26 protein-coding genes and 1 tRNA gene are annotated in these 23,125 nt (G+C 65.2%); 12 read left to right on the top strand and 15 right to left on the bottom strand.

The window, feature by feature from the left end:
* Window positions 1-196 precede the first annotated feature (196 nt).
* Both AC1Z32_RS18215 and AC1Z32_RS18210 read right to left on the bottom strand, forming a co-directional pair.
* Complete coding sequence (locus tag AC1Z32_RS18215) at window positions 197-2,131, bottom strand: ATP-binding cassette domain-containing protein (protein WP_483479931.1); 1,935 nt, start codon at window positions 2,129-2,131, stop codon at window positions 197-199.
* A 224-nt stretch (window positions 2,132-2,355) separates the two neighbouring features.
* Window positions 2,356-2,763, bottom strand: a complete 408-nt coding sequence (locus tag AC1Z32_RS18210; protein ID WP_483479930.1) for a DUF4399 domain-containing protein — start codon at window positions 2,761-2,763, stop codon at window positions 2,356-2,358.
* 248 nt (window positions 2,764-3,011) lie between these two features.
* Here AC1Z32_RS18210 and AC1Z32_RS18205 point away from each other — a divergent pair, with 248 nt between their 5' ends.
* Window positions 3,012-3,194 carry a rubredoxin gene (locus AC1Z32_RS18205; protein WP_041730228.1) on the top strand — a complete coding sequence of 61 codons (183 nt, stop codon included), beginning with the start codon at window positions 3,012-3,014 and terminating at the stop codon, window positions 3,192-3,194.
* Window positions 3,195-3,265: 71 nt separating this feature from the next.
* Here the strand turns inward: AC1Z32_RS18205 and AC1Z32_RS18200 are convergent, their stop codons facing one another.
* The 3 genes from AC1Z32_RS18200 to AC1Z32_RS18190 form a co-directional block, all read right to left on the bottom strand.
* Window positions 3,266-4,018, bottom strand: a complete 753-nt coding sequence (locus AC1Z32_RS18200) for a class I SAM-dependent methyltransferase (protein ID WP_483479929.1) — start codon at window positions 4,016-4,018, stop codon at window positions 3,266-3,268.
* Window positions 4,018-4,821, bottom strand: coding sequence for a bestrophin-like domain (locus AC1Z32_RS18195; RefSeq protein WP_483479928.1), 804 nt, complete (start codon window positions 4,819-4,821; stop codon window positions 4,018-4,020). Before AC1Z32_RS18195 ends, AC1Z32_RS18200 begins: the two co-directional genes overlap by 1 nt.
* Before the next feature lie 141 nt (window positions 4,822-4,962).
* Window positions 4,963-5,037, bottom strand: a tRNA-Arg gene (locus AC1Z32_RS18190).
* 160 nt (window positions 5,038-5,197) lie between these two features.
* Between AC1Z32_RS18190 and AC1Z32_RS18185 the strand changes: the two genes are divergently transcribed.
* The gene (locus AC1Z32_RS18185; RefSeq protein WP_483479927.1) at window positions 5,198-5,497 is read left to right on the top strand and encodes a hypothetical protein; all 300 of its coding nucleotides are present in this window, start codon (window positions 5,198-5,200) and stop codon (window positions 5,495-5,497) included.
* A gap of 16 nt (window positions 5,498-5,513) precedes the next feature.
* On the opposite strand, the gene AC1Z32_RS18180 is transcribed toward AC1Z32_RS18185, so the two are convergent.
* Window positions 5,514-5,678: a hypothetical protein gene (locus AC1Z32_RS18180; RefSeq protein WP_157697408.1), complete on the bottom strand. Its 165-nt coding sequence runs from the start codon at window positions 5,676-5,678 to the stop codon at window positions 5,514-5,516.
* A gap of 60 nt (window positions 5,679-5,738) precedes the next feature.
* Window positions 5,739-7,634, bottom strand: coding sequence for a bifunctional sugar phosphate isomerase/epimerase/4-hydroxyphenylpyruvate dioxygenase family protein (locus AC1Z32_RS18175; RefSeq protein WP_483481671.1), 1,896 nt, complete (start codon window positions 7,632-7,634; stop codon window positions 5,739-5,741).
* 263 nt (window positions 7,635-7,897) lie between these two features.
* Between AC1Z32_RS18175 and AC1Z32_RS18170 the strand changes: the two genes are divergently transcribed.
* Window positions 7,898-8,755, top strand: coding sequence for a shikimate dehydrogenase (locus AC1Z32_RS18170; RefSeq protein WP_483479926.1), 858 nt, complete (start codon window positions 7,898-7,900; stop codon window positions 8,753-8,755).
* 71 nt (window positions 8,756-8,826) lie between these two features.
* Here the strand turns inward: AC1Z32_RS18170 and AC1Z32_RS18165 are convergent, their stop codons facing one another.
* Complete coding sequence (locus AC1Z32_RS18165; RefSeq protein ID WP_062602710.1) at window positions 8,827-9,507, bottom strand: TetR/AcrR family transcriptional regulator; 681 nt, start codon at window positions 9,505-9,507, stop codon at window positions 8,827-8,829.
* A 136-nt stretch (window positions 9,508-9,643) separates the two neighbouring features.
* On the opposite strand from AC1Z32_RS18165, the gene AC1Z32_RS18160 reads away from it, so the two are divergent.
* Complete coding sequence (locus AC1Z32_RS18160; RefSeq protein ID WP_483479925.1) at window positions 9,644-10,036, top strand: hypothetical protein; 393 nt, start codon at window positions 9,644-9,646, stop codon at window positions 10,034-10,036.
* Here the strand turns inward: AC1Z32_RS18160 and AC1Z32_RS18155 are convergent, their stop codons facing one another.
* Entirely contained in the window at window positions 10,037-11,515 is a 1,479-nt protein-coding gene (locus AC1Z32_RS18155) for a sensor domain-containing diguanylate cyclase (protein WP_483479924.1), read from the bottom strand. It abuts the gene before it with no gap.
* 288 nt (window positions 11,516-11,803) lie between these two features.
* Here AC1Z32_RS18155 and AC1Z32_RS18150 point away from each other — a divergent pair, with 288 nt between their 5' ends.
* The 6 genes from AC1Z32_RS18150 to AC1Z32_RS18125 all read left to right on the top strand — a co-directional run bounded on the left by AC1Z32_RS18150 (window position 11,804) and on the right by AC1Z32_RS18125 (window position 16,057).
* Complete coding sequence (locus AC1Z32_RS18150; RefSeq protein ID WP_483479923.1) at window positions 11,804-12,307, top strand: YbhB/YbcL family Raf kinase inhibitor-like protein; 504 nt, start codon at window positions 11,804-11,806, stop codon at window positions 12,305-12,307.
* Between the two features lie 102 nt (window positions 12,308-12,409).
* Window positions 12,410-13,777: an MFS transporter gene (locus AC1Z32_RS18145; protein WP_483479922.1), complete on the top strand. Its 1,368-nt coding sequence runs from the start codon at window positions 12,410-12,412 to the stop codon at window positions 13,775-13,777.
* A 106-nt stretch (window positions 13,778-13,883) separates the two neighbouring features.
* Entirely contained in the window at window positions 13,884-14,435 is a 552-nt protein-coding gene (locus AC1Z32_RS18140) for a type 1 glutamine amidotransferase domain-containing protein (protein ID WP_483479921.1), read from the top strand.
* Window positions 14,436-14,502: 67 nt separating this feature from the next.
* The gene (locus tag AC1Z32_RS18135; RefSeq protein ID WP_483479920.1) at window positions 14,503-15,066 is read left to right on the top strand and encodes a DUF4142 domain-containing protein; all 564 of its coding nucleotides are present in this window, start codon (window positions 14,503-14,505) and stop codon (window positions 15,064-15,066) included.
* A gap of 71 nt (window positions 15,067-15,137) precedes the next feature.
* Window positions 15,138-15,425, top strand: a complete 288-nt coding sequence (locus AC1Z32_RS18130) for a DUF1488 family protein (RefSeq protein WP_483479919.1) — start codon at window positions 15,138-15,140, stop codon at window positions 15,423-15,425.
* 56 nt (window positions 15,426-15,481) lie between these two features.
* A complete protein-coding gene (locus AC1Z32_RS18125; RefSeq protein WP_483479918.1) occupies window positions 15,482-16,057 on the top strand; it encodes a glycine zipper domain-containing protein in 576 nt (191 codons plus the stop codon).
* Between the two features lie 76 nt (window positions 16,058-16,133).
* On the opposite strand, the gene AC1Z32_RS18120 is transcribed toward AC1Z32_RS18125, so the two are convergent.
* On the bottom strand, window positions 16,134-16,385 hold the full coding sequence (locus AC1Z32_RS18120; RefSeq protein ID WP_483479917.1) for a hypothetical protein: 252 nt from the start codon (window positions 16,383-16,385) through the stop codon (window positions 16,134-16,136).
* Between the two features lie 186 nt (window positions 16,386-16,571).
* Between AC1Z32_RS18120 and AC1Z32_RS18115 the strand changes: the two genes are divergently transcribed.
* A complete protein-coding gene (locus AC1Z32_RS18115; RefSeq protein WP_483479916.1) occupies window positions 16,572-17,024 on the top strand; it encodes a PA2169 family four-helix-bundle protein in 453 nt (150 codons plus the stop codon).
* A 112-nt stretch (window positions 17,025-17,136) separates the two neighbouring features.
* Here AC1Z32_RS18115 and AC1Z32_RS18110 read toward each other — a convergent pair whose 3' ends face one another.
* Complete coding sequence (locus AC1Z32_RS18110) at window positions 17,137-17,364, bottom strand: hypothetical protein (protein WP_483479915.1); 228 nt, start codon at window positions 17,362-17,364, stop codon at window positions 17,137-17,139.
* Window positions 17,365-17,690: 326 nt separating this feature from the next.
* Entirely contained in the window at window positions 17,691-18,038 is a 348-nt protein-coding gene (locus AC1Z32_RS18105) for a BON domain-containing protein (RefSeq protein ID WP_483479914.1), read from the bottom strand.
* A gap of 448 nt (window positions 18,039-18,486) precedes the next feature.
* Here AC1Z32_RS18105 and AC1Z32_RS18100 point away from each other — a divergent pair, with 448 nt between their 5' ends.
* Window positions 18,487-19,974 carry an RNA polymerase factor sigma-54 gene (locus AC1Z32_RS18100; protein ID WP_483479913.1) on the top strand — a complete coding sequence of 496 codons (1,488 nt, stop codon included), beginning with the start codon at window positions 18,487-18,489 and terminating at the stop codon, window positions 19,972-19,974.
* Between the two features lie 165 nt (window positions 19,975-20,139).
* Here AC1Z32_RS18100 and AC1Z32_RS18095 read toward each other — a convergent pair whose 3' ends face one another.
* The 3 genes from AC1Z32_RS18095 to otsA all read right to left on the bottom strand — a co-directional run bounded on the left by AC1Z32_RS18095 (window position 20,140) and on the right by otsA (window position 23,107).
* The gene (locus tag AC1Z32_RS18095) at window positions 20,140-21,051 is read right to left on the bottom strand and encodes a YihY/virulence factor BrkB family protein (RefSeq protein ID WP_483479912.1); all 912 of its coding nucleotides are present in this window, start codon (window positions 21,049-21,051) and stop codon (window positions 20,140-20,142) included.
* Window positions 21,052-21,170: 119 nt separating this feature from the next.
* Entirely contained in the window at window positions 21,171-21,518 is a 348-nt protein-coding gene (locus AC1Z32_RS18090; RefSeq protein WP_483479911.1) for a chemotaxis protein, read from the bottom strand.
* A 137-nt stretch (window positions 21,519-21,655) separates the two neighbouring features.
* Complete coding sequence (gene otsA / locus AC1Z32_RS18085) at window positions 21,656-23,107, bottom strand: alpha,alpha-trehalose-phosphate synthase (UDP-forming) (RefSeq protein ID WP_483479910.1); 1,452 nt, start codon at window positions 23,105-23,107, stop codon at window positions 21,656-21,658.
* Window positions 23,108-23,125: the final 18 nt, after the last annotated feature.

Genomic DNA, 23,125 nt, shown 5'->3' with positions numbered 1-23,125 from the left:
GAATGCTTGATGAATATGCCTGGCCGGATGCCTGATGAGCGAGGCGGAAAACCGCCCGCCGATCCGAGCCGCGCTAGGAGAATAGCGGTTTTCGCTCGCCGCGCCCACCTCGGCGCGTTAAAACTCGCTTCATGCGAGGCCGCTCATGCATGATTCGCGTTCACGCAATCGACACGCGCGCGGCCCGCAATAGCGCTCACTTGCGCTTCGCTTCCAGCTCTTCCCAGCGCTCGAGCGCGACGAGCAATTCCTCTTCGATCGCCGCGTGGCGCTCCGAAAGACGCGCGCCTTCCTTCGCATCCTTCGCGAAGATGGAACCGTCTTCGAGCTGCGCGCCGATGGTCTTCTGCTCTTCTTCGAGCTCGGCGATGCGCCCCGGCAGCGCCTCCAGCTCGCGCTGCTCCTTGAAGGACAGCTTGACGGTGCGCTGCGCGTTGCGCCCGGCGGCGCTTTCCTTCGGCGCCTCTTCCTTAGGCGTTTCCTTCGCGCTCTGGCGCGCCGCTTCCTCCGCGATGCGCTCCGAACGTTCGCGCTGAATCTGCCAGTCGGAGAAGCCGCCGACATACTCGCGCCACTTTCCGCCGCCCTCCGCCGCGAACACCGAGGTCACCACGTTGTCGAGGAACGCGCGGTCGTGGCTCACGAGCAACACGGTGCCGTCGTAATCCGCGAGCAGTTCCTCGAGCAGTTCGAGCGTGGGAATGTCGAGATCGTTGGTCGGCTCGTCGAGCACGAGCACGTTCGCGGGACGCGCGAAGAGACGCGCGAGCAGCAGGCGGTTGCGCTCGCCGCCCGACAGCGATCGCACCGGCGAGCGCGCGCGCTCCGGCGCGAACAGGAAGTCGCCGAGATAGCTCATCACGTGCTTCTTCACGCCGTTCACTTCCACCCATTCGCTGCCGGGGCTGATGGTGTCCGCGAGCGACTTGTCGAGATCGAGCTGCGCGCGCATCTGATCGAAATACGCGGCCTGGATGTTGGTGCCGGTGCGCACGCGCCCTTCATCGGGCTGCAGTTCGCCGAGAATCAGCTTGAGCAGCGTGGTCTTGCCCGCGCCGTTCGGGCCGACGAAACCGATCTTGTCGCCACGCATGACAGTGGCCGTGAAGCGGTCGACGATGGTGCGCTCGCCGTAGCGCTTGGTCACATCGGTGAGCTCCGCGACGATCTTGCCGGACTTCTCGCCCTGGCCGACATCGAGCTTCACGTTGCCCTGCACGTTGCGGCGTTCCTCGCGCTCCTTGCGCATTTCGACGAGCCGCGCGATACGCCCGACGCTGCGCGTGCGCCGCGCCTCGACGCCCTTGCGGATCCACACTTCCTCTTGCGCGAGCAGCTTGTCGAACTTCTCCTGTTCGATCTTTTCGACTTCGAGTTGCTGCGCCTTTCTCGTCTGATACGCGCTGAAGTTACCCGGATACGACAGCAGACGCCCGCGGTCCAGTTCGACGATGCGCGTCGCCACGCGATCGAGGAACGCGCGATCGTGCGTGATGAAGAGCAGGCCGGAGCGCAACGTGACGAGCAGATCTTCCAGCCAGCGGATGCCTTCGAAGTCGAGATGGTTGGTCGGCTCGTCGAGCAGCAGCACGTCCGGCTGCACGACGAGCGCGCGCGCCAGTGCGACGCGCTTCTTCATGCCGCCCGACAACGCGCCGGTGCGCGCGTCGCCGTCGAGGCCGATTTGCGCGAGCGTCGTCGCGACGCGCGTGCGCCAGTTCCACGCATCGCGCGTATCGAGCGCCGATTGCAGCGCGTTCATGCGCGCGAGCAGCTCGTCGTGCTTCGCGCCTTCGGGCGTGTCCGCGAGCGCGTGCGCGACGGCATCGTATTCGTCGAGCAGCGCGCGCGCATCGGTGAGACCGGAAGCGACGACATCGAACACGGAGGCGTCGAGATCGAACTCGGGCTCCTGCGGCACATAGACGGTGGTGAGCTCGCTCTGGCGCGTGACGAGGCCGTCATCGGGCGCGGCGAGACCCGCGACGATCTTCAGGAGCGACGACTTGCCCGCGCCGTTGCGGCCGATCAGCCCGACACGCTCGCCCGCTTCGAGCGAGAAGTCGGCGTGGTCGAGCAATGCGACGTGGCCGAACGCGAGCTGCGCGTCCGAAATGGAATAAAGCGACATGGGAAAACCGGATGAATAGCGATTGAATCGGCGACGAACACGACAACCGATGAAAGCGGCCATTGTACCGGGCGCGGCGCGAGTGGCACGCCGCATCGGCCGAACGGACAAGACAGCGCGCGCGGCGGCGTCCGTCCCCGTACAAGCAAAATACAAGCAAAATGCAAGCAAAAAGGCCGCCCGGAGCGAATCCTCGGCGGCCCGGTCCTGCGTCCGATGCGCCGTTACTTGACGTGCACCTTGATCGTCTGCGCCATGTCCGGCCCGTAGGAGCGGTGCGCGCCGTCGCCGAACTGCATCGTCAGCGTGTGATCGCCGGGCGGCAGCTTCACGTCGGCTTCGGTCTGGCCCTTGCCGAAGTGCAGCGACGTGTCGTTCGCCGGAATCACCGTGCCCTTCGGTAGCGGCTTGCCATCGATCAGCAGATGATGATGGCCGGTGCCATCGGTCATCGTGCCCGCCGGCGCCACTGACATCCCGTCGACGCCGAATTTCACGTGCACGGGGCTCGTCACCGTCGCGCCGTCCTTCGGCTCGATGAAATAGACGCGCGCCTGCGCATGCGCCGCGCCGGCGTATTGCGTGAGCAGGATCGCGCCAGTCAGCATCGCGCCCAAGAGCTTTTTGTTCATCGTTCTCTCCATGTTGTGAAACCGGTCGATGGCGCGAAGTCGGCGCCGGAGGCCCAAAAAGCATACACCGGGCTTTCGCAACGGCGTATCCGTACGATCCTGCGGATCACGCAATGCGGCACGGCGTCGCGCTCCGCGGGGCGATCAGGGAACGCTCGCGCCGATTCCTGTAAGATGCCGGGTCGCCGCGCCGCGCGTCCCGAAAGGCGCACGCGGCCCGTTTACTCCTTTCGAATCAAGAGTCTGTCGTGAGCGAAGTCATCGAATACAAAAGCTGGGTCTGTCTGATTTGCGGCTGGATCTACAACGAGGAAGAAGGCCTGCCGGACGAAGGCATCGCCGCCGGCACCCGTTTCGACGACATCCCCGCCGACTGGCGCTGCCCGCTGTGCGACGTGGGCAAGGCCGATTTCGTCGTCGTCGAGTTCTGATTTGCGCTGCCGCGTCCGCGCGGCGGCTTAGGCTGCGGCTTTGGCTGCGGCTTCAGCTTCAGCTTCGGGTTTCAGCGCGCCACCGCGATCAGCTCGCGGCTCGTTTCATCCACCGGCGCGCGATCCCAGTCTCCGTACCAGTCGATCTGCGCGAAACCCGCTTCCATCAGCAGGCGGGTCAGCTCGTCCCGCGTGCGAAAGCGCAGCTCGCTCCGGGTGCTCAGCGTTTCTTCGGCGATGTCAGTCCCGTGCTTCGGCATGAAGCGATAGTGCGTCGTGAACGTGACGCGCCCGGTTGCGAGCGGATCGGGCTCGGCATGCCGCTCCTGCCACACGTCGACCGTCCTACCGTTCGCCGCTTCGATGCGTCTTGCCGAACGCTCGGGCGTCCAGTTCTCCCACGCGCGCGCCGCCGGATTGCGGCTTTCGAACGCGATTGCGCCGCCTGGCCGCACCGCGCGGCGCGCGGCCGTGAGCGTCGCGAGCAGCCATGCATCGTCGATGAAGACCTGCGCGACGTGTCCCGTCATCACGAGCAGATCCGCCGCGCCGACGAACGGCAGCGCGCTCGCATCGCCTTCGATCCACGTCACCTCCTGGCCATACGGACGCGAGCGCGCGACGCGCAGCATCGTCGCCGACGGGTCGATGCCCGTCACGCGCTGGCCGCGCTTCGCCAGTTCGCACGCGAAGAGGCCCGTGCCGCAGCCGAGATCGACGACATGCCGCGCCGATTGCGCCAGCGCGAGATAGAACGCCGTGTCGGCGGCGAAGGGATTGAGCGTGTCGTAAAGCGCGACGAGGCGCGGATCGTCGTAGCCCATCAGCGGCTCTGATACGCGAGCGCGTCGCGCATGGGCTGGCTGCCTATCATGATCGGGCCGGTGAACGGCGTATCGAGATCGAGGATCACGAGCACGGCCGAGGCGATCGACAGCGCGCCGAGCATGATCGTCACGAGCGAGAGCGCGTTGCGCGGCGCGATCAGCCCGAAGCACAGAAAGATGATGAGCAGCCATCCGACGAGAATCCGGTCGAACGGATAAGAGATCGACCCGTGCGCCTCCTCGATCAGCTTCCAGCGCAGCGCGATGAGCTGCTCGAAGCGCGCGGCGCTTTCTTTGGCGAGTTCGTGGTGATAGTCGTCGCGCGGATCGAGCATACGCACGGCGTGCTGGCCCTGGTTCAGGATCGCGCCGAGCTTGCTGCTCGCGAGGTTGTCGCCCTTTCCCCTCGACGGCTCGACGTTCGGATAGTAATCGCCGGGCGGACGCGGCTCGTGCGGCCACGTGCTCGCGATCGCCGCCGCCGTGTAGGAGCGCAGGAGCGCGCGCGCGGGATCGAGCTCGGCGCCGTAGTCGCGCATCGCGCGGTCGAGCTCGATGAGCGCGGTCGCGTAGCTGCGCACGTCGCTATTGGTGGTATCGAAGCTCGTTTTCGCCGATGCGGTCAGAAGACCGAGCACGAGCGCCGCGAATGTCACGAGCATGCCGACGAGCAACTGGACCAGTTGCACCGTTTCCTGCGCCTTGTGCTCCTCGGGCAGAAGCGGCCGCACGATCGCGCCGAGGCCCGTGCTGGCGAGCAGGAGAATGAAGACGAACACCGCGGACTGGATTTCGGTCATGGGCGCGTGGGCCGTGACGGCGAGTCTTAAGTGGTCGCATTATCGGCGGGAAACGGCTTGCGGTTCAATGCTGGCCGTGTGGGAGAGAGGCGGGACGGGAAATGAAACAGACGGGCCGCGATGGGCGGCGTGCGGGAATCCTGGTCCCCCCGGCAGGAATCGAACCTGCATCTAGCGCTTAGGAGGCACTCGTTCTATCCATTGAACTACGGGGAGCGGACCGCGCCTCGCCGATGCGTCGGCGAGCGAGCGCAGAGTATAGCAAACGCTATCGGTTGCATCGGCTTCCGCGCGAAGAAACTCGGGCTTTCGGGAAACAACGAAAAGCAGGGTTTGTACCTATCAAGTTTCGCCGAGCCCCGCCGCCATCGGAGTAATGGACCATTTCCCCGATATCAAGCCGCAGGGCGCGTTCTCGGCGTTGCTGGCGGACCAGGACTTGACGCACCTAGAACGGGTGCTGCGTCGTTCGTTGTCGTGCGATCTTGGCGGTCCATTGCTGCCGCCTTCGTACTGGCGCGAGCGGCTCGCAGCCATCACGCGCCAGTCACATCTCACGCACACGCAGATCCAGACCGTGCATCGGCTCTATCTGCATATCGACGCGTTCGAAGCCGATAACCGCGCCGCCGATGACGACGCACCCATCGCCGCAGCGGGCGGCGAGGCGCCCTGAAGCATTCGGGCAAGCTTCAATGCCGATGCCGCAGCCACCATTCGCGTAGCGGATGACGCTGCGCATGGCCGCGCGCCGCCACGCGCTTGCGATGCTCATCGCGCCAATCCTGCGCGAGCAGCACGATGACGATCGTCGCGAGGCACGCGAGCCCGACGAATATGCTCGAAAAATCCCACATGGCGCCCTCCCGCTTTTCGTTGCCGCCATGTCTGAATTCTAGGCCACGTCCCGGCCAATCTCACGCCGCCCGACGCGCGCGCTGCTGCTGTTGCGCGTGCGCCGCGAGCCGCACCGCCGCGTTGGCCGCGCCGTAGCCGTCGTAGCCGCCGCGCCGCTCGATCACCTCCAGGAAGAAGCGCTGATCGAGTTGCTCCGTGTACGCGTGGAAGAACTCGCCGCCGCGCTCGTCGCGATCGTAGAGAATGTTGTGCTCGTGCATCGTGTCGATGAGTTCGTCGGGCAGGCCGAAGCGCGCGACGAGATCGTCGTAGTAGTTGCGCGGAATGCGCAGGAACTTCACGCCATCGGCTTCGAGGCGCGGGATCGCATCGAAGATATCGGGCGTGCTGAACGCGACGTGATTCAACCCCGAGCCGCGATACGTCGACAGCGATTCCGACACCGCCGTGTAACGGTCCATCGACGCGTTCAGCGCGATGCGCACCGAGCCGTCGCGGCTTCTCACGGCGCGGCTGCGCACGAGACCGTACGGATCGGGCACGAGCACGGCGGCCTCCGTTTCGAAGCCGAACGCGCTGCGGAAGAACAGCACCCAGGTGTCGAGCGCATCGGCGGGCAGCGAAAGGCACACGTGATCGATGCGCGAAAGCGGCCCGACCTCGTACGGCCCGTCGATGTCGGTCAGGATGAAATCGGATTCCCACAGCGTCGGGGCGCCGGGCGCTTCGTCGACGAAATAGTCGAGGCTGCCGTCGGGCGACTGCACACCCGGCACCACGCGCTCGTTCGGGCCGACACGCCCCGAGAACGGCTTCGAGCCATACGCCGCGGCGCGCTCGAACGCCTGCTTCGCATCGTCGACATGAAACGCCGACGCGCACAGCGACAAGCCATGCTTCTGAAAGAACGCGCTGGCAAAGGAATCGGCTTCGGCGTTGAGCACGATCGAGCCCGCGCCATGCCGATACAGCGCGACATCCTTCGAGCGATGCCTGCCCGCGAGCCGGAAGCCGAGCCTGCCGAGCCATTGCGCGACGTGCTCGCGCGTGGTGTCGTCGACGGCGAATTCGAGGAACTGGAAGCCGATGTGCTCGGGCGGCGCCGGCGGGTTGAAGAGTTCGGGCGGCGCCTTGTCGCCCATTAGCTCACGCGTCTGCTCTTCGAGGAAACGCAGCGAACGATAGCCGTCCGCCGCCGTGATCGTGGTCGGGGCGGCGCGAAAGCCGTCGTTGAAGATTTCGAGCGACAGCGGGCCCTTGTAGCCCGCTTCGAGCACGCGCGCCGTGAAACCCGCGACATCGAACGCGCCCTGCCCCGGAAAGCAGCGGTAATGACGGCTCCATTCGAGCACGTCCATCGCGAGCAACGGCGCGTCGGCAATCTGCACGAACGCAATGCGCTCGCCCGGAATCGACGCGATCTCGTCGACGGAATCGCGAATCGACAGCGTATGGAACGTGTCGAGCGCGAGGCCCAGGCTCGGATGATTCACCGCGTCGACGAGCTTCCACGCGTGCTTGTACGAATTCACGTAGCGGCCCCACGCGAGCGCTTCGTACGCGACGATCACGCCCGCTTCCTGCGCGATGTTCGCGAGCACGCCGAGCTGGTCGGTGATCAGGGCGTCGTCGCGGATGGTGTCCGGCGACACGTTGCTGCACACGAGAATGCGGTCCGTGCCGAGCTCGTGCATCAGCTCGAACTTGCGCTTCGCGCGCTCGACGTTTCTGGCGAGACGCTCGGCGCTCACGCCGTCGAAATCGCGGAACGGCTGGAACAGGTAGATCTCGAGGCCGAGGTCGGCGCACATGCGGCGCACGTCGGCGGGCGTGCCGTCGAAATAAACGAGATCGTTCTCGAAGATCTCGACGCCGTCGAAACCGGCCGCCTTGATGGCCTGCAGCTTCTCGGGAAGCGTGCCGCTGATGGATACCGTCGCGATGGATGTCCGGATTGAACGCAGCATCGCTGCCTCCTCGTTGCAATTCAGTGAATGCGGGATGGATCGAACGCGATGCCTTCCAGTGTAGGCCGTCCACACCGGGACGGAAAAACCGCGGCGCGCAATCCATGTCATTCTGCGAGATAATAACAAACTAACTAGACCGTACAAATTAGTGAAAACACGAACCGACAAGGCTCGCGCGTGGGTTCACACTGCGACGTACTCAATTTCGCACTGCAGCATGCAGTGCTCATCCATGCCGGAGCGCTCGCATGACCAACAAGACTTCGTATCTCATCGGCCTGATCGGATCGGGCATCGGCGGCTCGCTCACGCCCGCCATGCACGAAAAGGAAGGCAGCAATCTCGGGCTGAATTACGTGTATCGGCGCATCGACCTGCAGGCGCTGGAACTTGCGCCGTCCGCCCTGCCCGATCTGCTCGACGCGGCCGAGCGCATGGGCTACGACGGCCTGAACATCACGTATCCGTGCAAGCAAAGCGTGATCCCGTTGCTCGATGACCTCGACCCCGACGCCCGCGCGCTCGGCGCCGTCAACACCGTGGTGCTGAAGGACGGCAAGCGCATCGGCTACAACACGGACTGGTCGGGCTTCGCGCGCGCATTCCAGCGCGGGCTGCCCGGCGCGCCGCTCGAACGCGTCGTGCAGCTCGGCGCGGGCGGCGCGGGCGCGGCCGTCGCGCATGCGGCGCTCACGATGGGAGCGCGCGCGCTCACGCTGTTCGATTCCGACGATACGCGTGCCGCGTCGCTGGCCGCCGAGCTCGCGGCGCGCTTTCCGGATCGCACCGTGAAAAGCGGCGGCGACTTGCGCGAGACGCTCGCGGCGGCGAGCGGCCTCATCCACGCGACGCCGACCGGCATGGCGAAGCTGCCCGGCCTGCCGCTGCCGGCGGACTATCTGCACAAGGAATTGTGGGTCGCGGAAATCGTCTACTTCCCGCTCGAAACGGAACTGCTGAAAGCGGCGAAGGCGCTCGGCTGCCGCACTGTGAGCGGCGGCGGCATGGCCGTGTGTCAGGCGGTCGATGCGCTGCGCATCTTCACCGGGCGCGAGCCGGATGCGGCGCGCATGTTCGCGCACTTCCAGAGCCTGCTGGAACGCTGATTCATCGACGGCAATGAAAAACGGCGACCTCGTGAGAGCGTCGCCGTTTTGTCATTCGCGCGATGAAAAGATCATGCGTCGCGCCGCATGAAACGCAGCATCGCATCGACGATCATCTCGCGATGACGCGCGCGCGAACGCGCTCCCGACGGATCGCGCCCGAACGCCGCGCCCCACGTATGACGGTTCGCGACGCGATGAAAGCAGAACGAGCTGATCATCAGATGGAGATCGATGGGATCGATGTCGTCGCGGAACTTGCCCGCCGCGACACCGCGCGCGATGAGATCCTCGATGGTCTTCACGACCGTCGAATTGCGCGCCTTGAAGGTCTTCGATTGTTCGATGTACTTCGCAGCGTGAATGTTTTCGATTGTCACGAGCCGCACGAAATCGCGATGTTTGTCGTGATAGTCGAACGTGAAGCCGACGAACTCGCGCAGCGCTTCTTCCGGCTCCATCTCCGCGAGCTGCAATTCCTGCTCGAGCGCGCGGATATCGCCATAGACCTGCTCCAATACCGCTTCGTACAGCCCTTCCTTGCTGCCAAAGTAGTAGTACAGCATGCGCTTCGTGGTGTTGGTGCGCTCCGCGATAGCGTCGACGCGCGCGCCGGCCAGGCCCATCGCCGAGAACTCCTGCGTGGCGATGTCCAGAATGTTCCGCTTGGTCTCCTCAGGATCGTACTTGCGCCGCCCTTCTGCTGTGGTCGACGAGGGCGCAGCACTGGCGGCCTTGCTTCCTTTTTTCATTTTTCTGTCTGAGAACGGCGTTGAAAATCGATTCTAGCACGCGCTATCGACGCATCTTTGCCATAACAGGCGTTCGATACAGAGGGCTTCACCTATAATTTTTTAACCCCGCATACAACTCGAAATTCCTATCCGCATGAAGCGTTCTAACCTTCTCGCCGCCTCGTTTCTCGCGGCATGCTGCCATTGCGCGACCGCGCAGACCGCCCCGCCTCCGGGCCATCCGTCACCGAAGCAGCAGATGGCCGCCGAAGGCGTGATGACGAGCGCGAACATCGCGCGCGGCGCGGCGGACGTCTGTCATATCGATGCCGCGAAAGTCGCGCGCTTCAAGGAAGCCGTCCGCACGAGCTATCCCGACGCCCCGGATTTCGACGGCGAATGGAAGCTCGGACTCGCGCAGGCGCAGCCCGCCGTGGACCGCTTCGAGAAGCTGAAGACGAGCAATCCCGCGGAGTATCAGAAGGAGATCGGCGAGGCATGCCCCGCGCTCAACCGCGGCATCGACGAAGTCACGCAGCCGAAGTAGTCACTCGTTCTTGCCGTCGTAGTGCGCGCGCTTCTCGGCGTACATCGCGGCGTCGGCGCGTTGCAGCATCGGTTCGAGGCGCTCGCCTTCGTGCGCGGTGGCCGCGCCCATCGCGAAGCATAGCGGCATGCCCGAGTAGAACTGGTTGTTCACTTCGAGCAACTGGCGAATGCTGTCGATCACCGTCTCGCCGCCGCGCTCGTCGGTGCCGGGCAGCAGCACCATGAACTCGTCGCCGCCGATGCGCGCCGCCTGGAACGGCTTCTCCACCGCCTTGCCGAGCACTTCGCCCGCGCGGCGCAGGAGCGCATCGCCAGCGGCGTGGCCGAGCTGATCGTTGACGGCTTTCAGGCCATTCACGTCCACCGCGATCGCCGTCACCGGGAACGGACCCTTGCGCTCCAGGCGATTGATCTCGTCGATGTAAAACGAGCGGTTCTTCAGCTTCGTCAGCACATCATGTTTGCCGAGGAACTCAAGATACGCCTCGGCTTTCTTGCGCGCGGTGATGTCCGTCAGCGCGACGAGCACGAGATCCCAGCGCGCCTCGTGCCCCGGAAACACCGAGAACTGCAGATGCACGTGCACCTCGTTGCCTTCGAGCGAATAGTTGAGCACTTCGCGCTGATGAAAGAGCTTGCCGTCCCACAGTTCGATCAGCTGTTCCTGGAAGTGCTGCTGCATGTCGTCGCGGAACACGTCGGGCAGGCGCGAGAGGAGCGTCGCCTTGTCGGGTGCGGCGAACATGCGCAACGTGTGCTGATTCACGTCGAGCACGTGAATCTCCTGCATGCATCGTTCGACGAACTCCGGATGCACGTTCGTGAACGTGCGAAAGTCGACGATGCCGCGCTCGCGCACATCGTCGAGCAGCGCCTTCACGGCACTGAAATCTTCCACCCACAGCGACACCGGCGAATGCTCGAACAAGCCGCGCGCGTAAAGCTCGCTCGCGGCGGCCGCGCGCCGCATCGCTTCGAGTTCGGTGATGTCCTCGATGGTGACGAGCACGCGGCTCCACGTGTCCTCGTGCCCCGGCAAGATGACCGCCTTCAACAGCACGTCGAGGCGCTTGCCGTCGAGCGTGTAGTTGACCGTCTGGCTCACGAAGCGCGGCTTGCCGGACCACAATTGCTCCAGTTCGTCGACGTGCGTGGTGAGCATGTCGTCGCGAAACACGCGATCGAGGTTCTGCACGAGATCATCGACGTCCTTCGCATGAAAGAGCGACAGCGTGCGCTGATTGACCTTCACGACGCGAATGCGCGACGAGCATTCCGCGATGCGCGCCGGATCCTCGGCGAGAAACGCGCGCAGATCCGTGACGCCCGCCGCGCGCCAGCGCTCGAACTGCTCGCGCACGGCGCTGAAGTCCTCGAGCCAGAGCGAAACGGGCGCGAGGTCGAACATGTCGGCATCGTCCTCCGGCACGGCCGCCGGCATGAATTGACCGGCAGCGCGGCGCGGGTCGTTAGGCATGGTCATCCTTTCGGCTCGCGCCGGCTGAATTCATCTCATTATTGTATCGCGCCATATTTCCGGGGCCGAATCGGCGTCTTGAGCACGCCCAAAGCGCGACCTTTGCGCCAGCGGGATATCGGGGGCGGATGCTACACTCGATTGGCTTCGCCGCCGCTGCGCTCGGGCTTCTCGCGGCGCAACGCGCGGGCACGTTTGCTGCACGCGCTCGCATGACCGCGACACCACGCGGCGCGATGCGCTGTGCCGCATCCATCCACATCGCAAGAAGAAGGAGGCACGACTCTCATGGCTGATTTCCGCATCTGGTCCGACGAGTTTCCGGCGAACGGCTTCATGACGCACGCGCAGGAATTCGACCAGCAAGCCTTCGGCGGCTCGGGCGAGAACATTTCCCCGGCGCTGCAATGGGAAGATCCGCCCGCCGAAACGCGCAGCCTCGCGCTCACCGTGTACGATCCCGACGCGCCCACGGGCAGCGGCTTCTGGCACTGGATCGTCGTCAACATTCCGCCCGATGCGCGCTCGCTGCCGCGCAACGCGGGCAAGGCCGACGGCAGTCTGCTGCCGCAAGGCGCGCTGCAACTGCGCAACGACTACGGCACGGTCGGCTTCGGCGGCGCCGCGCCGCCGCGCGGAGACAAGCCGCATCGCTATATCTTCCGCATCCATGCGCTTTCGGCGGAGAGCCTGCCGCTCGACATGAACACGACCAACGCAGTCGCGCGTTTCATGACGCATCTGAACGAGATCGATTCGGCGATCTACACCGGCCTCTACGAACTGAAGTGAGCGCGGGCGCCAGGCGCGGCGCCGATTCGGCCGCGCCTCGCCTACAAGCCATTTGAAAACGGCGCGTCATACAATGCGCCGCCCGCCACTTCCCGCCCATCGATGGACTCCGAACAAGGTCTGCCGCTGCCCCAGCGATACTGGGCCATTGCCGTCGTCGCGCTCGGCATCACGCTCGCGGTGCTCGACGGCGCCATCGCCAATGTCGCGCTGCCGACCATCGCGCGCAATCTGAATGCTTCTCCCGCCGATTCCATCTGGGTCGTCAACGCGTATCAGCTCGCCATCACCATTTCGCTGCTGCCGCTCGCCTCGCTCGGCGATCGCATCGGCTACCGGCGCGTGTATATGGCGGGACTCGCGCTCTTCACGGTGTCGTCGTTCGCGTGCGCGCTGTCGGGATCGCTCGCCGCGCTCACCCTGGCGCGCGTCATTCAGGGCTTCGGCGCGGCGGGCATCATGAGCGTGAACACCGCGCTCGTGCGCATCATCTATCCGCACGATCAACTGGGGCGCGGCGTGTCGATCAACGCGACGGTCGTCGCGATCTCGTCGGTGATCGGACCGACCGTCGCCTCGGGCGTGCTCTCCGTCGCGACCTGGCCGTGGCTCTTCGCGATCAACGTGCCGATCGGCGTCGCGGCGCTCGCGATCGGATGGAAGTCGCTGCCGCGCACGCAGGGGCATCGGCAGCCTTACGACTACATCAGCGCGATCATGAACGCGCTGTTCTTCGGCATCGCGATCGTCGCGGTCGATGGCTTCGGGCACGGCGAGCATCGGCCGTATCTCGTGGGCGAGATCATCGTGACGGCGGTCATCGGCTACTTCTTCGTCAAGCGTCAACTGACGCAAAGCGCGCCGCTCTTGCCTGTCGACCTGCTGCGCATTCCGGTGTTCGCGCTCTCGGTCGGCACCTCGGTGTGTTCGTTCTGCGCGCAGATGCTCGCGTTCGTTTCGCTGCCCTTCCTGCTCCAGAACAATTTCGGCATGAGCCAGGTCGAGACCGGCTTTCTGATGACGCCGTGGCCGCTCGTCATCGTGTTCGTCGCGCCGTTGGCGGGCGTGCTCGCAGACCGCTATTCGGCGGGGCTGCTCGGCGGCATCGGTCTCGCGATCCTCACCGTCGGACTCGTGCTGCTCGCGAGCGTCGGCGCGCATCCGTCCGCGTTCGACATCGCGTGGCGCATGGCCGTGTGCGGATTCGGCTTCGGGCTCTTCCAGTCGCCCAACAATCGTCAGATGCTCGCGTCCGCGCCGCGGCATCGCAGCGGCGGCGCGAGCGGCATGCTCGGCACCGCGCGTCTCACCGGGCAGACGCTGGGCGCGGCGCTCGTCGCGCTGATCTTTGGGTTCGCGCCAATGCAAGGCCCCGTGATCGCGCTCGCCGTCGCGGCGGTGTTCGCGGCGGCCGCCGCCGTGGTCAGCATGTTCCGCCTCACGGGCAAGCGCAGCGCAGAACCGGCCTGATACACGCTCCCGCCCGGCCGCCGCGCTGGGCACAGCCTTTGCTGAAACTTCGGGCATGGATTCCGCACACGCGGAGCGTTCGAAATCAGCAACAAGGAGTGTGTACATGCCCAATTCCCTCAACGGCCGCAAGGTCGCGATTCTCGCCGTCGACGGCTTCGAAGAGGCCGAGCTCGTCGAGCCTCGGCGCGCGCTAAAGGAAGCCGGCGCGCAAGTGCATGTCGTGTCGCAGAAGCCTGGACAGATTCAGGGTTTCAGGCACGTCGACAAGGGCGACAAGGTGAACGTCGACGTGACCTTCGACGCCGCGAACGCCGCCGACTACGACGCGCTCGTGCTGCCGGGCGGCGTCGTGAACGGCGACGCGATCCGGCTCGATGCGAAGGCGCAGAGCTTCGTGAAGGAAGCGGACAAGGCGAAGAAGCCGATCGCGGTGATCTGCCACGGCGGCTGGCTGCCGATCTCGGCGGGCATTGTTGCGGGCCGCACGATGACGAGCTGGCCGAGCCTTCAGGACGACGTGCGCAACGCGGGCGGCACGTGGGTCGACCAGGAAGTGAAGATCGACGGCAATCTCATCACGAGCCGCAAGCCCGACGATCTTCCGGCGTTCAACAAGGCATTGATCGAGGCGCTCGGCAAGACGCGCGCCGCCTGATCGCGCCTGATCCACCGCACGGCTCATTGCACAGCTTTGCACGGCTCATTGCACAGGACACGAACCGATGTCGAGATCGCTCAAGTCGTACACGCGCGTGATCGCGTTGTCGCTCGCCGCCGTTGCCGCGGTCGCGCCGCCTGCACAGGCGCAGACTCAAGGCGCGGCGAGCGCGGGCGCCGCGCAAAACCAGAAGCTCTCGCCTATCGATCAGCAGTTTCTTCAGGACGCCGGCCAGGCGGGCGCGACGGAGCTCGCGGCAAGCAAGCTCGCGCTCACGCACGCAAGCGACCGGCAGGTGCGCGAGTTCGCACAGCGAATGATCGTCGATCACACCAAACTCGCGCGCAATCTCGATGTGCTCGCGAAACGCCACGGCATCACCGCGCCGCCAGCCGCCGATACGGCCGTGATCGGCAGCCTGCAAAATCTTCAGGGCGCGGAGTTCGACAAGGCCTATATTGAACAGGTAGCCGTGAGCGGGCATCAGAAGGCCGTCGAGCTGTTCAGGAAGGAGAGCGAAAGCGGCAACGACACCGCGTTGAAGGCAGCAGCGACGAAGGCGCTGCCGGTCATCAGCCATCACTACGAGATGGCGCAGCAGCTCGCGAAAGCGAAGGCGGCGTCATGAGCATCGCGAATGCCGCCGGATGCGCCGAGGCGCCCCGTTGCGCCTCTCGTCCCGCCTATGAGGACTCCACCATGCACATCACATTTGCAGACGAAGCCCCCGTTTATGACGGCGATGACCTCGCGGTCCACTTCGCCGCGCTCATCGACGGCGAGCCGGTCGTATGTTCGATCACCGCCGAGGCGCTCGAGGATCACTTTGGCGCGAAGTCTCCGCGCGAGGACGATCTGCTCGACGCCTTCGCGCGCGGCTCGGCGCGCATCCGCGCGGTATGCGCCGAAGTGCTCGATGACAACGGCGGCCAGCCCGCCGTGTTGAGAAGCGGATTGTTCCGCGTGGCCGGCATGGAGCCCGACTGAACCGCTTGCCGCGCAATGCGACCCGACTCACGTAACGCAGCCAACAAGGAGGGAACATGTCCCTGATCATTGCGGGCCGATTTCAGACCTTTCGCGCCGCCGAAACGGCATCCCAGAAGCTCTTCGCGCGCGGCTTCCTGGAAGAAGACGTGACGCTCTTCTTCGTCAATCCGAGCGGCCAGCACGCGCGCTTTCCGGTCGGCGGCGACGTCGGCACGGATGCGGGCGCGAGCGGCGCGCCAAAGGGCGCCAGCAAGGGCGTGACGATCGGCGCGGTCATCGGCGCGATCGTGGGCGCGGCGATATTCGCGATCTTCAAGTCGCCACTGCTGGTTTCGGTGATCGCGGCGGGCGTCGGCGCGTACGTGGGGTCGCTCGTCGGCGCGATGTCGCACACGAAGACGAAGCCCGCGACGGCCGCGCATGCCGAGGAACCCTCGCGCCATGCGGGCGTGCTCGTCGCGGTCCATGTATCGCCGGAGACGCAGGAGCAGGCCGCGATGGCGCTGCGCGAAGCGGGCGGCATGGATATCGAGCGCGCGTCGGGGCGCTGGAAGCAAGGCCGCTGGAGCGACTTCGATCCGCTGCAGCCACCGCATCCGGTGGGCGAATTCGCGCAAACGCGCGTGTGACTGCTGCGTCAGGCTGTATCGGCGACCACGCCCGCCTCGCGCGGGCGTTTTTGCGTGGCTCGCCCGGTGAGCCGATTCAGACCCACGGCGCATGCGGCCTATCGCGCCGCGCGTCGGCCCGAATGCCGCAGTCGGCGGGCATCATGCGCGCCTTGCCGGCGTTCGCGGCGGGCGGCTCGCAGATGCGGCCATAGTCCTCGCGCGGCGCCTGCGCGGTCTGCGCGTGCGTCTCGATGGTCTGCTGGCGGACATGCAGGCTCAGCGCCGATGCGGCGATCGCCACGAGTATCAGAAACTCGCGATTCGCGAGTCGATTGAAAGATTTCACTACGCTCTCCTGTTGCCGTGCTCGTGCGCGCGTCTCGATTCGGGCGCGCGCTGTAATCCCGTGACGGCAGCAAACGACGTGCCCCGGCGTCCGGACACGCTGGCACGCGGCGTGCGCAATGAATCGGCGAGCCGCATCCCGCATGGGCTGCGCAGTGGCAACGTCGAAACTAAAAGGAGGTGTTTCATGAGCACGAACGTCGTATCGGTACTCAATGATCTCGTCGAAACCTCGAAGGACGGCGAAAAGGGTTTTCTCAAGGCCGCCGAGGACACGCGTGATCCAAGCCTCAAGCTGCTGTTTCAGAACCGCGCGCAGAAGTGCGCGGACGGCGCGCGCGAGCTGCAGGACATCGTTGCACGCCTGGGCGGCAAGCCGGAGACCGGCGGCTCGATGGCCGGCGCGCTGCATCGCGGCTGGGTGGACGTGAAGTCGGCCGTGAGCGGCCATAGCGATCACGCGATTCTCGCCGAATGCGAGCGCGGGGAAGACGCCGCGAAGAAGAACTATCGTGAAGCGCTGGACAAGGAACTGCCCGCCGATATCCGCGCGGTGGTCGAGCGCCAGTATCAGGGCGTGCTGGAGAATCACGACCGCATCCGCGATCTGCGCGATCAGTACGCCGCCGCGAAGTCCTGACGCGAGGCATGACGCGGCCCGCTGAGCAGCGAGGGCCGCGCAAAAACAAACGGCCGCGCAATGCGGCCGTTCGTTCGTCCCGAGGACGAGAAACGAGGGTGAGCAGCGCTCCTTACTGCGGCGCGCCCTTGTCGTTGGTGCCGAGCGCCGAAGCCGCCGCCGCCGCCGAAGCGCCCTTCAGCTTGTGCGCCTTGTTCTGCTGATGCAGCGTCGTGCCCTTCTGCGGTTTCGCCTGCCCGTTCGCGCCCGCCGCGGTCGCATCGGATGCTGCCTGCGCGAACGCCGTCGTCGAGAATGCCAGCGCCAGCGCGCCGATCAATGCCATCTTTTTCGTCTTCATGAAGAGCTCCTTTGTCGGGGCCTCTGAACGCCGGGCTGCTGCGCGCTCGTGAGCCTCCTGTGTGAGTACCGTCCTGAACGGTCGTACTTCGTTTTTTAGGTTTCGAAGTGCTGCGAGGTGATGCGCACTGCGTGAAGCTGCTCGATGTTGCGACTGCGACTGACACCGCCTCCGATGCAACCGGAGCCACGATGCCCTGATGCGCGAACCCGCGCTTCGTCCGATTCCTCGCCGCTCGCGGCGAATCGTCGAACCCCGCGCGGGTTCCATGCTGCTGGCACTCGACCGCGGCCCGCCTTGGCGAGCCGGGCATACGAACTATGCCATTACTTGGCGGCGATTTTAAGATGATTCTTCACGGAAGCAACACCCGAGACGTTCGAGACGACGTCCTCCGCGGCGGTCTTGTCCTCGGCCGACGGCACCGTGCCCGTCAGCGAAACGACGCCCCCGTGCGTCTTCACGTGGATGTGCGTGGACTTGACGTTCTTCGCGCCGAGCAGCTCGGCCTTCACCTTGGTCGTGATCGCGCTGTCGTCGACCTTCTGGCCCATCGACGTGTCGGAACCCTTCGTCGACGACGCCGAGTTGGTTTGCGCGCCTACGTTCAGCGCGAACACGACACACGCGATACCGCCGGCTGCCTTCAGGATTTGAGTCGTCTTCGTCTTCATGGCATTGCTCCCATTTTCGATTTTGGTCTGGCGCCCCGTTCGCCCGATCGTGCGCGAGGCGGCTCTTCGATCACGTCCGCGACCGTGGCGCGCGGATCGTGCCCTTGCTCCGCAACTTGCATGCCGGATCGTGAGTGAGCGCCACCGAACAGGCCGGCAAACGCGTCCGGGACACCGCCCATCAAGGCCATGCCGGATCTGCGAACAAATCGTCGACGTTCGTCCGGACGCCCGCCGCAGCGCGCTCGGCGAATCGTGAAACGCGCGGCGCTTTTGTCTGAGCCCGTGTAAAAACTGCGTGAAAGAGGCCCGCGAACGCTTCATAAAGAAACGAGCCGATCGCGAAAAACGTAGTCGTGGCGCGAGCTTACCGAGAGATGGCACGACCGTTGCTTGAGTAGTCGCAAACCTGCCCATCACGTCTAGAACAATCGAGGACTAGCAAGCAATGCCGCCTACACTCGAACTCCGCGCGAAGCAAACGCTCGCGCTCACGCCGCGCCTTCAGCAGTCGGTCCGTCTTCTGCAACTCTCTTCGCTGGAGTTCCAGCAGGAACTGCGAAACGCCCTCGACACCAATCCCTTTCTCGAATACGACGAGTCGCAAACCGAGGACAACGCGCTCGGCGCGGACAACGGCAACTCGATGAGCGAGTCGACCTTGTCGACGACAGCCGATGTCGCCGCCGAGGCCCCGCTCGCGTCCGAAACCGGCATGGAAGCCGAACCGAGCGCCGACACCGCCTCGCGCGACGATTCGATCAGCGAATTCTCCTCCGATCCCTTCGGCCGCGGCGCCGCGCGCAACAACGGCGACGGCGAAGGCTCCGATCCCGCCGACTGGGTGCGCATCGAGCCGTCGCTGCACGAGACGCTGCACGATGCCTTGCGGCTCTATCAGCTGAACGAACGCGATCGCGCGGTTGCGCAGCTCATTATCGAAGCGCTCGACGACGACGGCTATCTGCGGCAGGAACTGAGCGAGCTCGCGAACGTAGTCGACATCGAGCCGGCGCTGAATGAAGACGAGCTCAATATCGCGCTGAAGCTCGTGCAATCGCTCGACAAACCGGGCCTCGGCGCGCGCAATCTCTCGGAATGCCTGACGCTGCAGCTCGAAGCGCTCGACGACGACACGCAGGGGCGCGCGGTCGCGCTCGAAATCGTCGCACATCATCTGGAGCGTCTCGCGCGGCGCGAGCAGGCCGAGTTGCAGAAGAAGATCGGCTGCAGCGCGGATGAACTGCGCATCGCGTGCGCGCTCGTGCGCCGCCTCGATCCGAAGCCGGGCGAGAACTACGGCCAGAGCGAGGACAACTACGTGGTCCCCGATGTCATCGTGCGTCAGGTCAAGAAGCAATGGGTCGTGACGATCAACCCGGCGGTGCTGCCGCGCGCGCGCATCCATCGCATGTATGCGGAGCTTTTCGCGCAGTCGGCGGGCGCGAGCCGTTCGCCGCTCGCGCAGCAGTTGCAGGAAGCGCGCTGGCTGATCCGCAACGCGCAGCAGCGCTTCACGACGATTCAGCGCGTGGCCGAATGCATCGTCTCGCATCAGAAGGCGTTCTTCGACTACGGCGAAATCGCGTTGAAGCCGCTCGTGCTGCGCGATGTCGCCGACGAGCTCGGCCTGCACGAATCGACCATCTCGCGCGCGACGGGCAACAAGTACATGTCCACGCCGCGCGGCATCTTCGAGTTCAAGCACTTCTTCCCGCGCGAGCTCAGCACGGAAAGCGGCGGCACGTGTTCGGCGGCCGCGGTGCGCGCGCTGCTGAAGGAAATGATCGCGAAGGAGAACACGCGCGATCCGCTATCGGACGTGAGCCTCGCGAAGATGCTCGCGGATCAGGGCGTGATCGTCGCGCGCCGCACGGTGGCGAAGTATCGCCATCTGATGAAGGTGCCGCCGGCCGAGCTGCGCCGTCAGGCGTGATGCGGCGCGCGCAACGTTTTTCACGCTCTCGAGCACTCGGCGACGACCCGGTCAAGCGAGGCGCCTGAGTGACAGGAGCGTAGCCGACAGGCCGTCCGTTCGCGGACGGCCTTTTTTTCGCCGATGGCCGGCGCGTCAACGTCCGCGTCAACGTCAACATAGGCATCAGCGCCAGCCCGATGCGCGATGCGTGCGCTTTCTCGCCGCCGTGGCCGCAAGCTCCGCGCCGAGCAGAAACACCGCCGCCGAGTAATAAAGCCACATGAGGATGATCGCGAGCGACCCCGCCGCGCCAAACATGTTCACGGTGCCCGCGTGCGCGAGATAGAACGCGAAAAGGCGCTTGCCGCCTTCGAAGAGCAGCGCGGCTGCGGCTGCGCCGAGCGCGGCATCGCGCCAGAGCATGCGCGTCGTCGGCAGGAACTTGAGCAGCACGGTGAATGCGATCATCAGCACGCCGAGGGATATCGCACGCCGCGTGAGCCCCGACAGCACGACGAACGGACTGCCGTCGCCGAGCGCCCAGTGGCCGAGCAATTCGACGAGCGCATCGAGCACGAGCAGCACGGCGACCAGCAGGCCCGCGCCGACCACGAGCCCGAAGGACATCAGCCGCACGCGCAGCAGCGTGACGATGCTCTCGCGCGTGCTCACGGCGGGCGTCGGCCAGATTACGTTGAGCGCGCTATGCAGCGAGGAAAACGTCGCCGACGCGCCGATCAGCACGCCCGCGAGCGAGAGTATCGCGGTGCTGCGCGCGATATCCGCATGCCACGCGTTCGCGACGATCGCCTCCAGCGCATGCGCCGCATCGACGCCGACGACGCCGCTGATTTCATCGAAGAGCCGGCCTTGCACGGCATCGGCGCCGAAGAAGACGCTCGCCACCGCGATCACGATCACGAGCGTGGGCGCGAGCGAGAACGCGGCGAAGAACGCGATCGCCGCGGAGAACATCAGGCAGTGGTCCTGCGTCCATTGCGTGATGGGATCGACGATCCACGAGAGCCAGCCGAAACGCGACGTGCGGCCGGCAGCGACGGGCGCGGATTGATTGGCGGAGACGTCCTGATCCATCGTGAGCGCGGCAAGAAGTATCAACCGACGATGTTAGACCGGCGATGCGAAGCGCGTGTAAAAAACGGCGCGCTCCGTGGGAGCGCGCCGCGTTCGGACTGCGGGATGGCTGCCGTGGGTCAGGGCCGATCGGCGGCAGGGTCGGCGTCCTCGTCGGGAAGGCCGCGCGTTTCGTCTTCGATTTCGTCGGGCAGGATATCGGCATCGGCTTCCAGGTTGTTGTCGCCATCCGCCGATGCCGCTTCGCCCGTGCCGAAGCGGTCCGTGTCGCTGTTGAGTTCGGCGTCCGACTGGCCAAGCGCGTGCGCGTCGAGTTCGTCCTCGATGTCGCCCGGATAGCGCTTTTCGCCCTGCACGTCCGAGCCGCTGTCCGACGAATCGCTCGGGCCGAGCGCGCCGGTGCCGTGTCCCTTGCCGTATTCCACGCCGTCGTCTTCAGGCGGATTCAATGTGCTTCCACTCATCATGACCTCCTTCGATCGTGTCCATGACGAGTCCGCAAATCCCGTTCCGCGAACGGCGCGGCTTCGGGCGTGAAAATGAAAAACCCCGCGCTTCTTTCGAAACGCGGGGCCGTGAGAGCAAGACAACATCTAGCGCGGGTTCAGGCCTTCGCCGCCGGACGCTTCGCTTCGCTCGCGCCCTGCTTCACCGTCTTGACCGTCTTTTCCGTGACCGACGTGGCGGTCGCGACGCTGCGCAAATCCGACAGGAACGAATCGCGCCAGACCGAGAGATTGTTCTCGCGCAATGGCGCCATCATGTCGGCGTGGCGCGCCTGACGTTCGGCGAGCGGCATCGACAATGCGCGCTCCAGCGCCTCGGACATCTGCGACAGATCGAACGGATTGACGACGAGCGCGCCCGGCAACTGATCCGCCGCGCCCGCGAACTGCGATAGCACGAGCGCGCCCGGATCCGCCGGGTCCTGCGACGCCACGTATTCCTTCGCGACGAGATTCATGCCGTCGCGCAACGGCGTCACATAGCCGACCTGCGAGAGCCTGAACAGCGCCATCAGCAGATTGCGCTCGTACTTGCGATTGAGATACTGGATCGGCGTCCAGTCGAGCTGCGCGAAGCGTCCGTTGATGCGCCCAGCCTCGCCCTCCAGATTCTGGCGGATGCGCTGATAGGTCTGCACGTCCGAGCGCGTAGGCGGCGCGATCTGCACGAGCGAGACGCGCCCGTGCCAGCCCGGCGCGTTGAGCAGCAGCCGCTCGAACGCCTGGAAGCGCTCGACGAGACCCTTCGAATAATCGAGGCGGTCGACACTCATGATGAGCTTGCGGCCGCGCATGCTGTCGCGCAGGCTCTTCACCTGCTTGCGGTTCGAGAACTGCTCGGCGGCCTTGGCGATCGCTTCGGGATAGATGCCGATCGGATACGCGCCCACTTTCAACATGCGGCCGAACGCCTGCAGCATGCCGTCGTCGCTGTAATGGCCGCGGCCGGTGCGCTCCACGTAATCGATGAACGACTGCTTGTCGGCGTCCGTCTGGAAGCCGACGACGTCGTACTGGCACATCGCCTCGATCAGTTCCTCGTGCGGCGGCACCGTGCGCATCATCTCGGGCACCGGAAACGGAATGTGCAAAAAGAAGCCGATCGGATTCGCGACGCCGAGCTTTCTCAGCTCGTGCGCGAACGGGAGCATGTGATAGTCGTGCACCCAGATGATGTCGTCGGGCTTGAGAAGCGTCTTCAGCTTCGCGGCGAGATTCGCGTTGACGCGCATGTAGCCCGCGTATTCCTCGCGATCGAAGCGCGAAAGGTCGTTTCGATAGTGGAAGGTCGGCCACAGCGTGGCGTTCGAGAACCCTCGATAGTACTGGTCGTAATCGCGGCGCGTGAGCCCGACGGTCGCGTAGGTCACCTTGCCGCCCTTCTCCAGGACAGGAGCGCCCGCCTCGCCGACGATCTCGCCGCTCCACCCGAACCACACGCCCCCCGTCTCCTTGAGCGCATCCAGAACGCCGATTGCGAGACCGCCCGCGCTGGGCTTGCCTTCCTGGGTCGGCGCGACGCGATTCGATACCACGATCAATCTGCTCATTACAGCATCACCTCATCA

This window comes from Caballeronia sp. 11_S32 (genome assembly GCF_056930355.1).
Note: the sequence above shows the minus strand (reverse complement) of the source record. Positions and strands in the feature narration are given on the sequence as shown.

Coding starts and splice junctions, on each gene's coding strand:
- AC1Z32_RS18215 (WP_483479931.1), bottom strand. CDS start 2,131: ATGTCGCTTTATTCCATTTCGGACGCGCAGCTCGCGTTCGGCCACGTC.
- AC1Z32_RS18210 (WP_483479930.1), bottom strand. CDS start 2,763: ATGAACAAAAAGCTCTTGGGCGCGATGCTGACTGGCGCGATCCTGCTC.
- AC1Z32_RS18200 (WP_483479929.1), bottom strand. CDS start 4,018: ATGGGCTACGACGATCCGCGCCTCGTCGCGCTTTACGACACGCTCAAT.
- AC1Z32_RS18195 (WP_483479928.1), bottom strand. CDS start 4,821: ATGACCGAAATCCAGTCCGCGGTGTTCGTCTTCATTCTCCTGCTCGCC.
- AC1Z32_RS18185 (WP_483479927.1), top strand. CDS start 5,198: ATGGACCATTTCCCCGATATCAAGCCGCAGGGCGCGTTCTCGGCGTTG.
- AC1Z32_RS18180 (WP_157697408.1), bottom strand. CDS start 5,678: ATGTGGGATTTTTCGAGCATATTCGTCGGGCTCGCGTGCCTCGCGACG.
- AC1Z32_RS18170 (WP_483479926.1), top strand. CDS start 7,898: ATGACCAACAAGACTTCGTATCTCATCGGCCTGATCGGATCGGGCATC.
- AC1Z32_RS18165 (WP_062602710.1), bottom strand. CDS start 9,507: ATGAAAAAAGGAAGCAAGGCCGCCAGTGCTGCGCCCTCGTCGACCACA.
- AC1Z32_RS18160 (WP_483479925.1), top strand. CDS start 9,644: ATGAAGCGTTCTAACCTTCTCGCCGCCTCGTTTCTCGCGGCATGCTGC.
- AC1Z32_RS18155 (WP_483479924.1), bottom strand. CDS start 11,515: ATGCCTAACGACCCGCGCCGCGCTGCCGGTCAATTCATGCCGGCGGCC.
- AC1Z32_RS18150 (WP_483479923.1), top strand. CDS start 11,804: ATGGCTGATTTCCGCATCTGGTCCGACGAGTTTCCGGCGAACGGCTTC.
- AC1Z32_RS18145 (WP_483479922.1), top strand. CDS start 12,410: ATGGACTCCGAACAAGGTCTGCCGCTGCCCCAGCGATACTGGGCCATT.
- AC1Z32_RS18140 (WP_483479921.1), top strand. CDS start 13,884: ATGCCCAATTCCCTCAACGGCCGCAAGGTCGCGATTCTCGCCGTCGAC.
- AC1Z32_RS18135 (WP_483479920.1), top strand. CDS start 14,503: ATGTCGAGATCGCTCAAGTCGTACACGCGCGTGATCGCGTTGTCGCTC.
- AC1Z32_RS18130 (WP_483479919.1), top strand. CDS start 15,138: ATGCACATCACATTTGCAGACGAAGCCCCCGTTTATGACGGCGATGAC.
- AC1Z32_RS18125 (WP_483479918.1), top strand. CDS start 15,482: ATGTCCCTGATCATTGCGGGCCGATTTCAGACCTTTCGCGCCGCCGAA.
- AC1Z32_RS18115 (WP_483479916.1), top strand. CDS start 16,572: ATGAGCACGAACGTCGTATCGGTACTCAATGATCTCGTCGAAACCTCG.
- AC1Z32_RS18110 (WP_483479915.1), bottom strand. CDS start 17,364: ATGAAGACGAAAAAGATGGCATTGATCGGCGCGCTGGCGCTGGCATTC.
- AC1Z32_RS18105 (WP_483479914.1), bottom strand. CDS start 18,038: ATGAAGACGAAGACGACTCAAATCCTGAAGGCAGCCGGCGGTATCGCG.
- AC1Z32_RS18100 (WP_483479913.1), top strand. CDS start 18,487: ATGCCGCCTACACTCGAACTCCGCGCGAAGCAAACGCTCGCGCTCACG.
- AC1Z32_RS18095 (WP_483479912.1), bottom strand. CDS start 21,051: ATGGATCAGGACGTCTCCGCCAATCAATCCGCGCCCGTCGCTGCCGGC.
- AC1Z32_RS18090 (WP_483479911.1), bottom strand. CDS start 21,518: ATGATGAGTGGAAGCACATTGAATCCGCCTGAAGACGACGGCGTGGAA.
- otsA (WP_483479910.1), bottom strand. CDS start 23,107: ATGAGCAGATTGATCGTGGTATCGAATCGCGTCGCGCCGACCCAGGAA.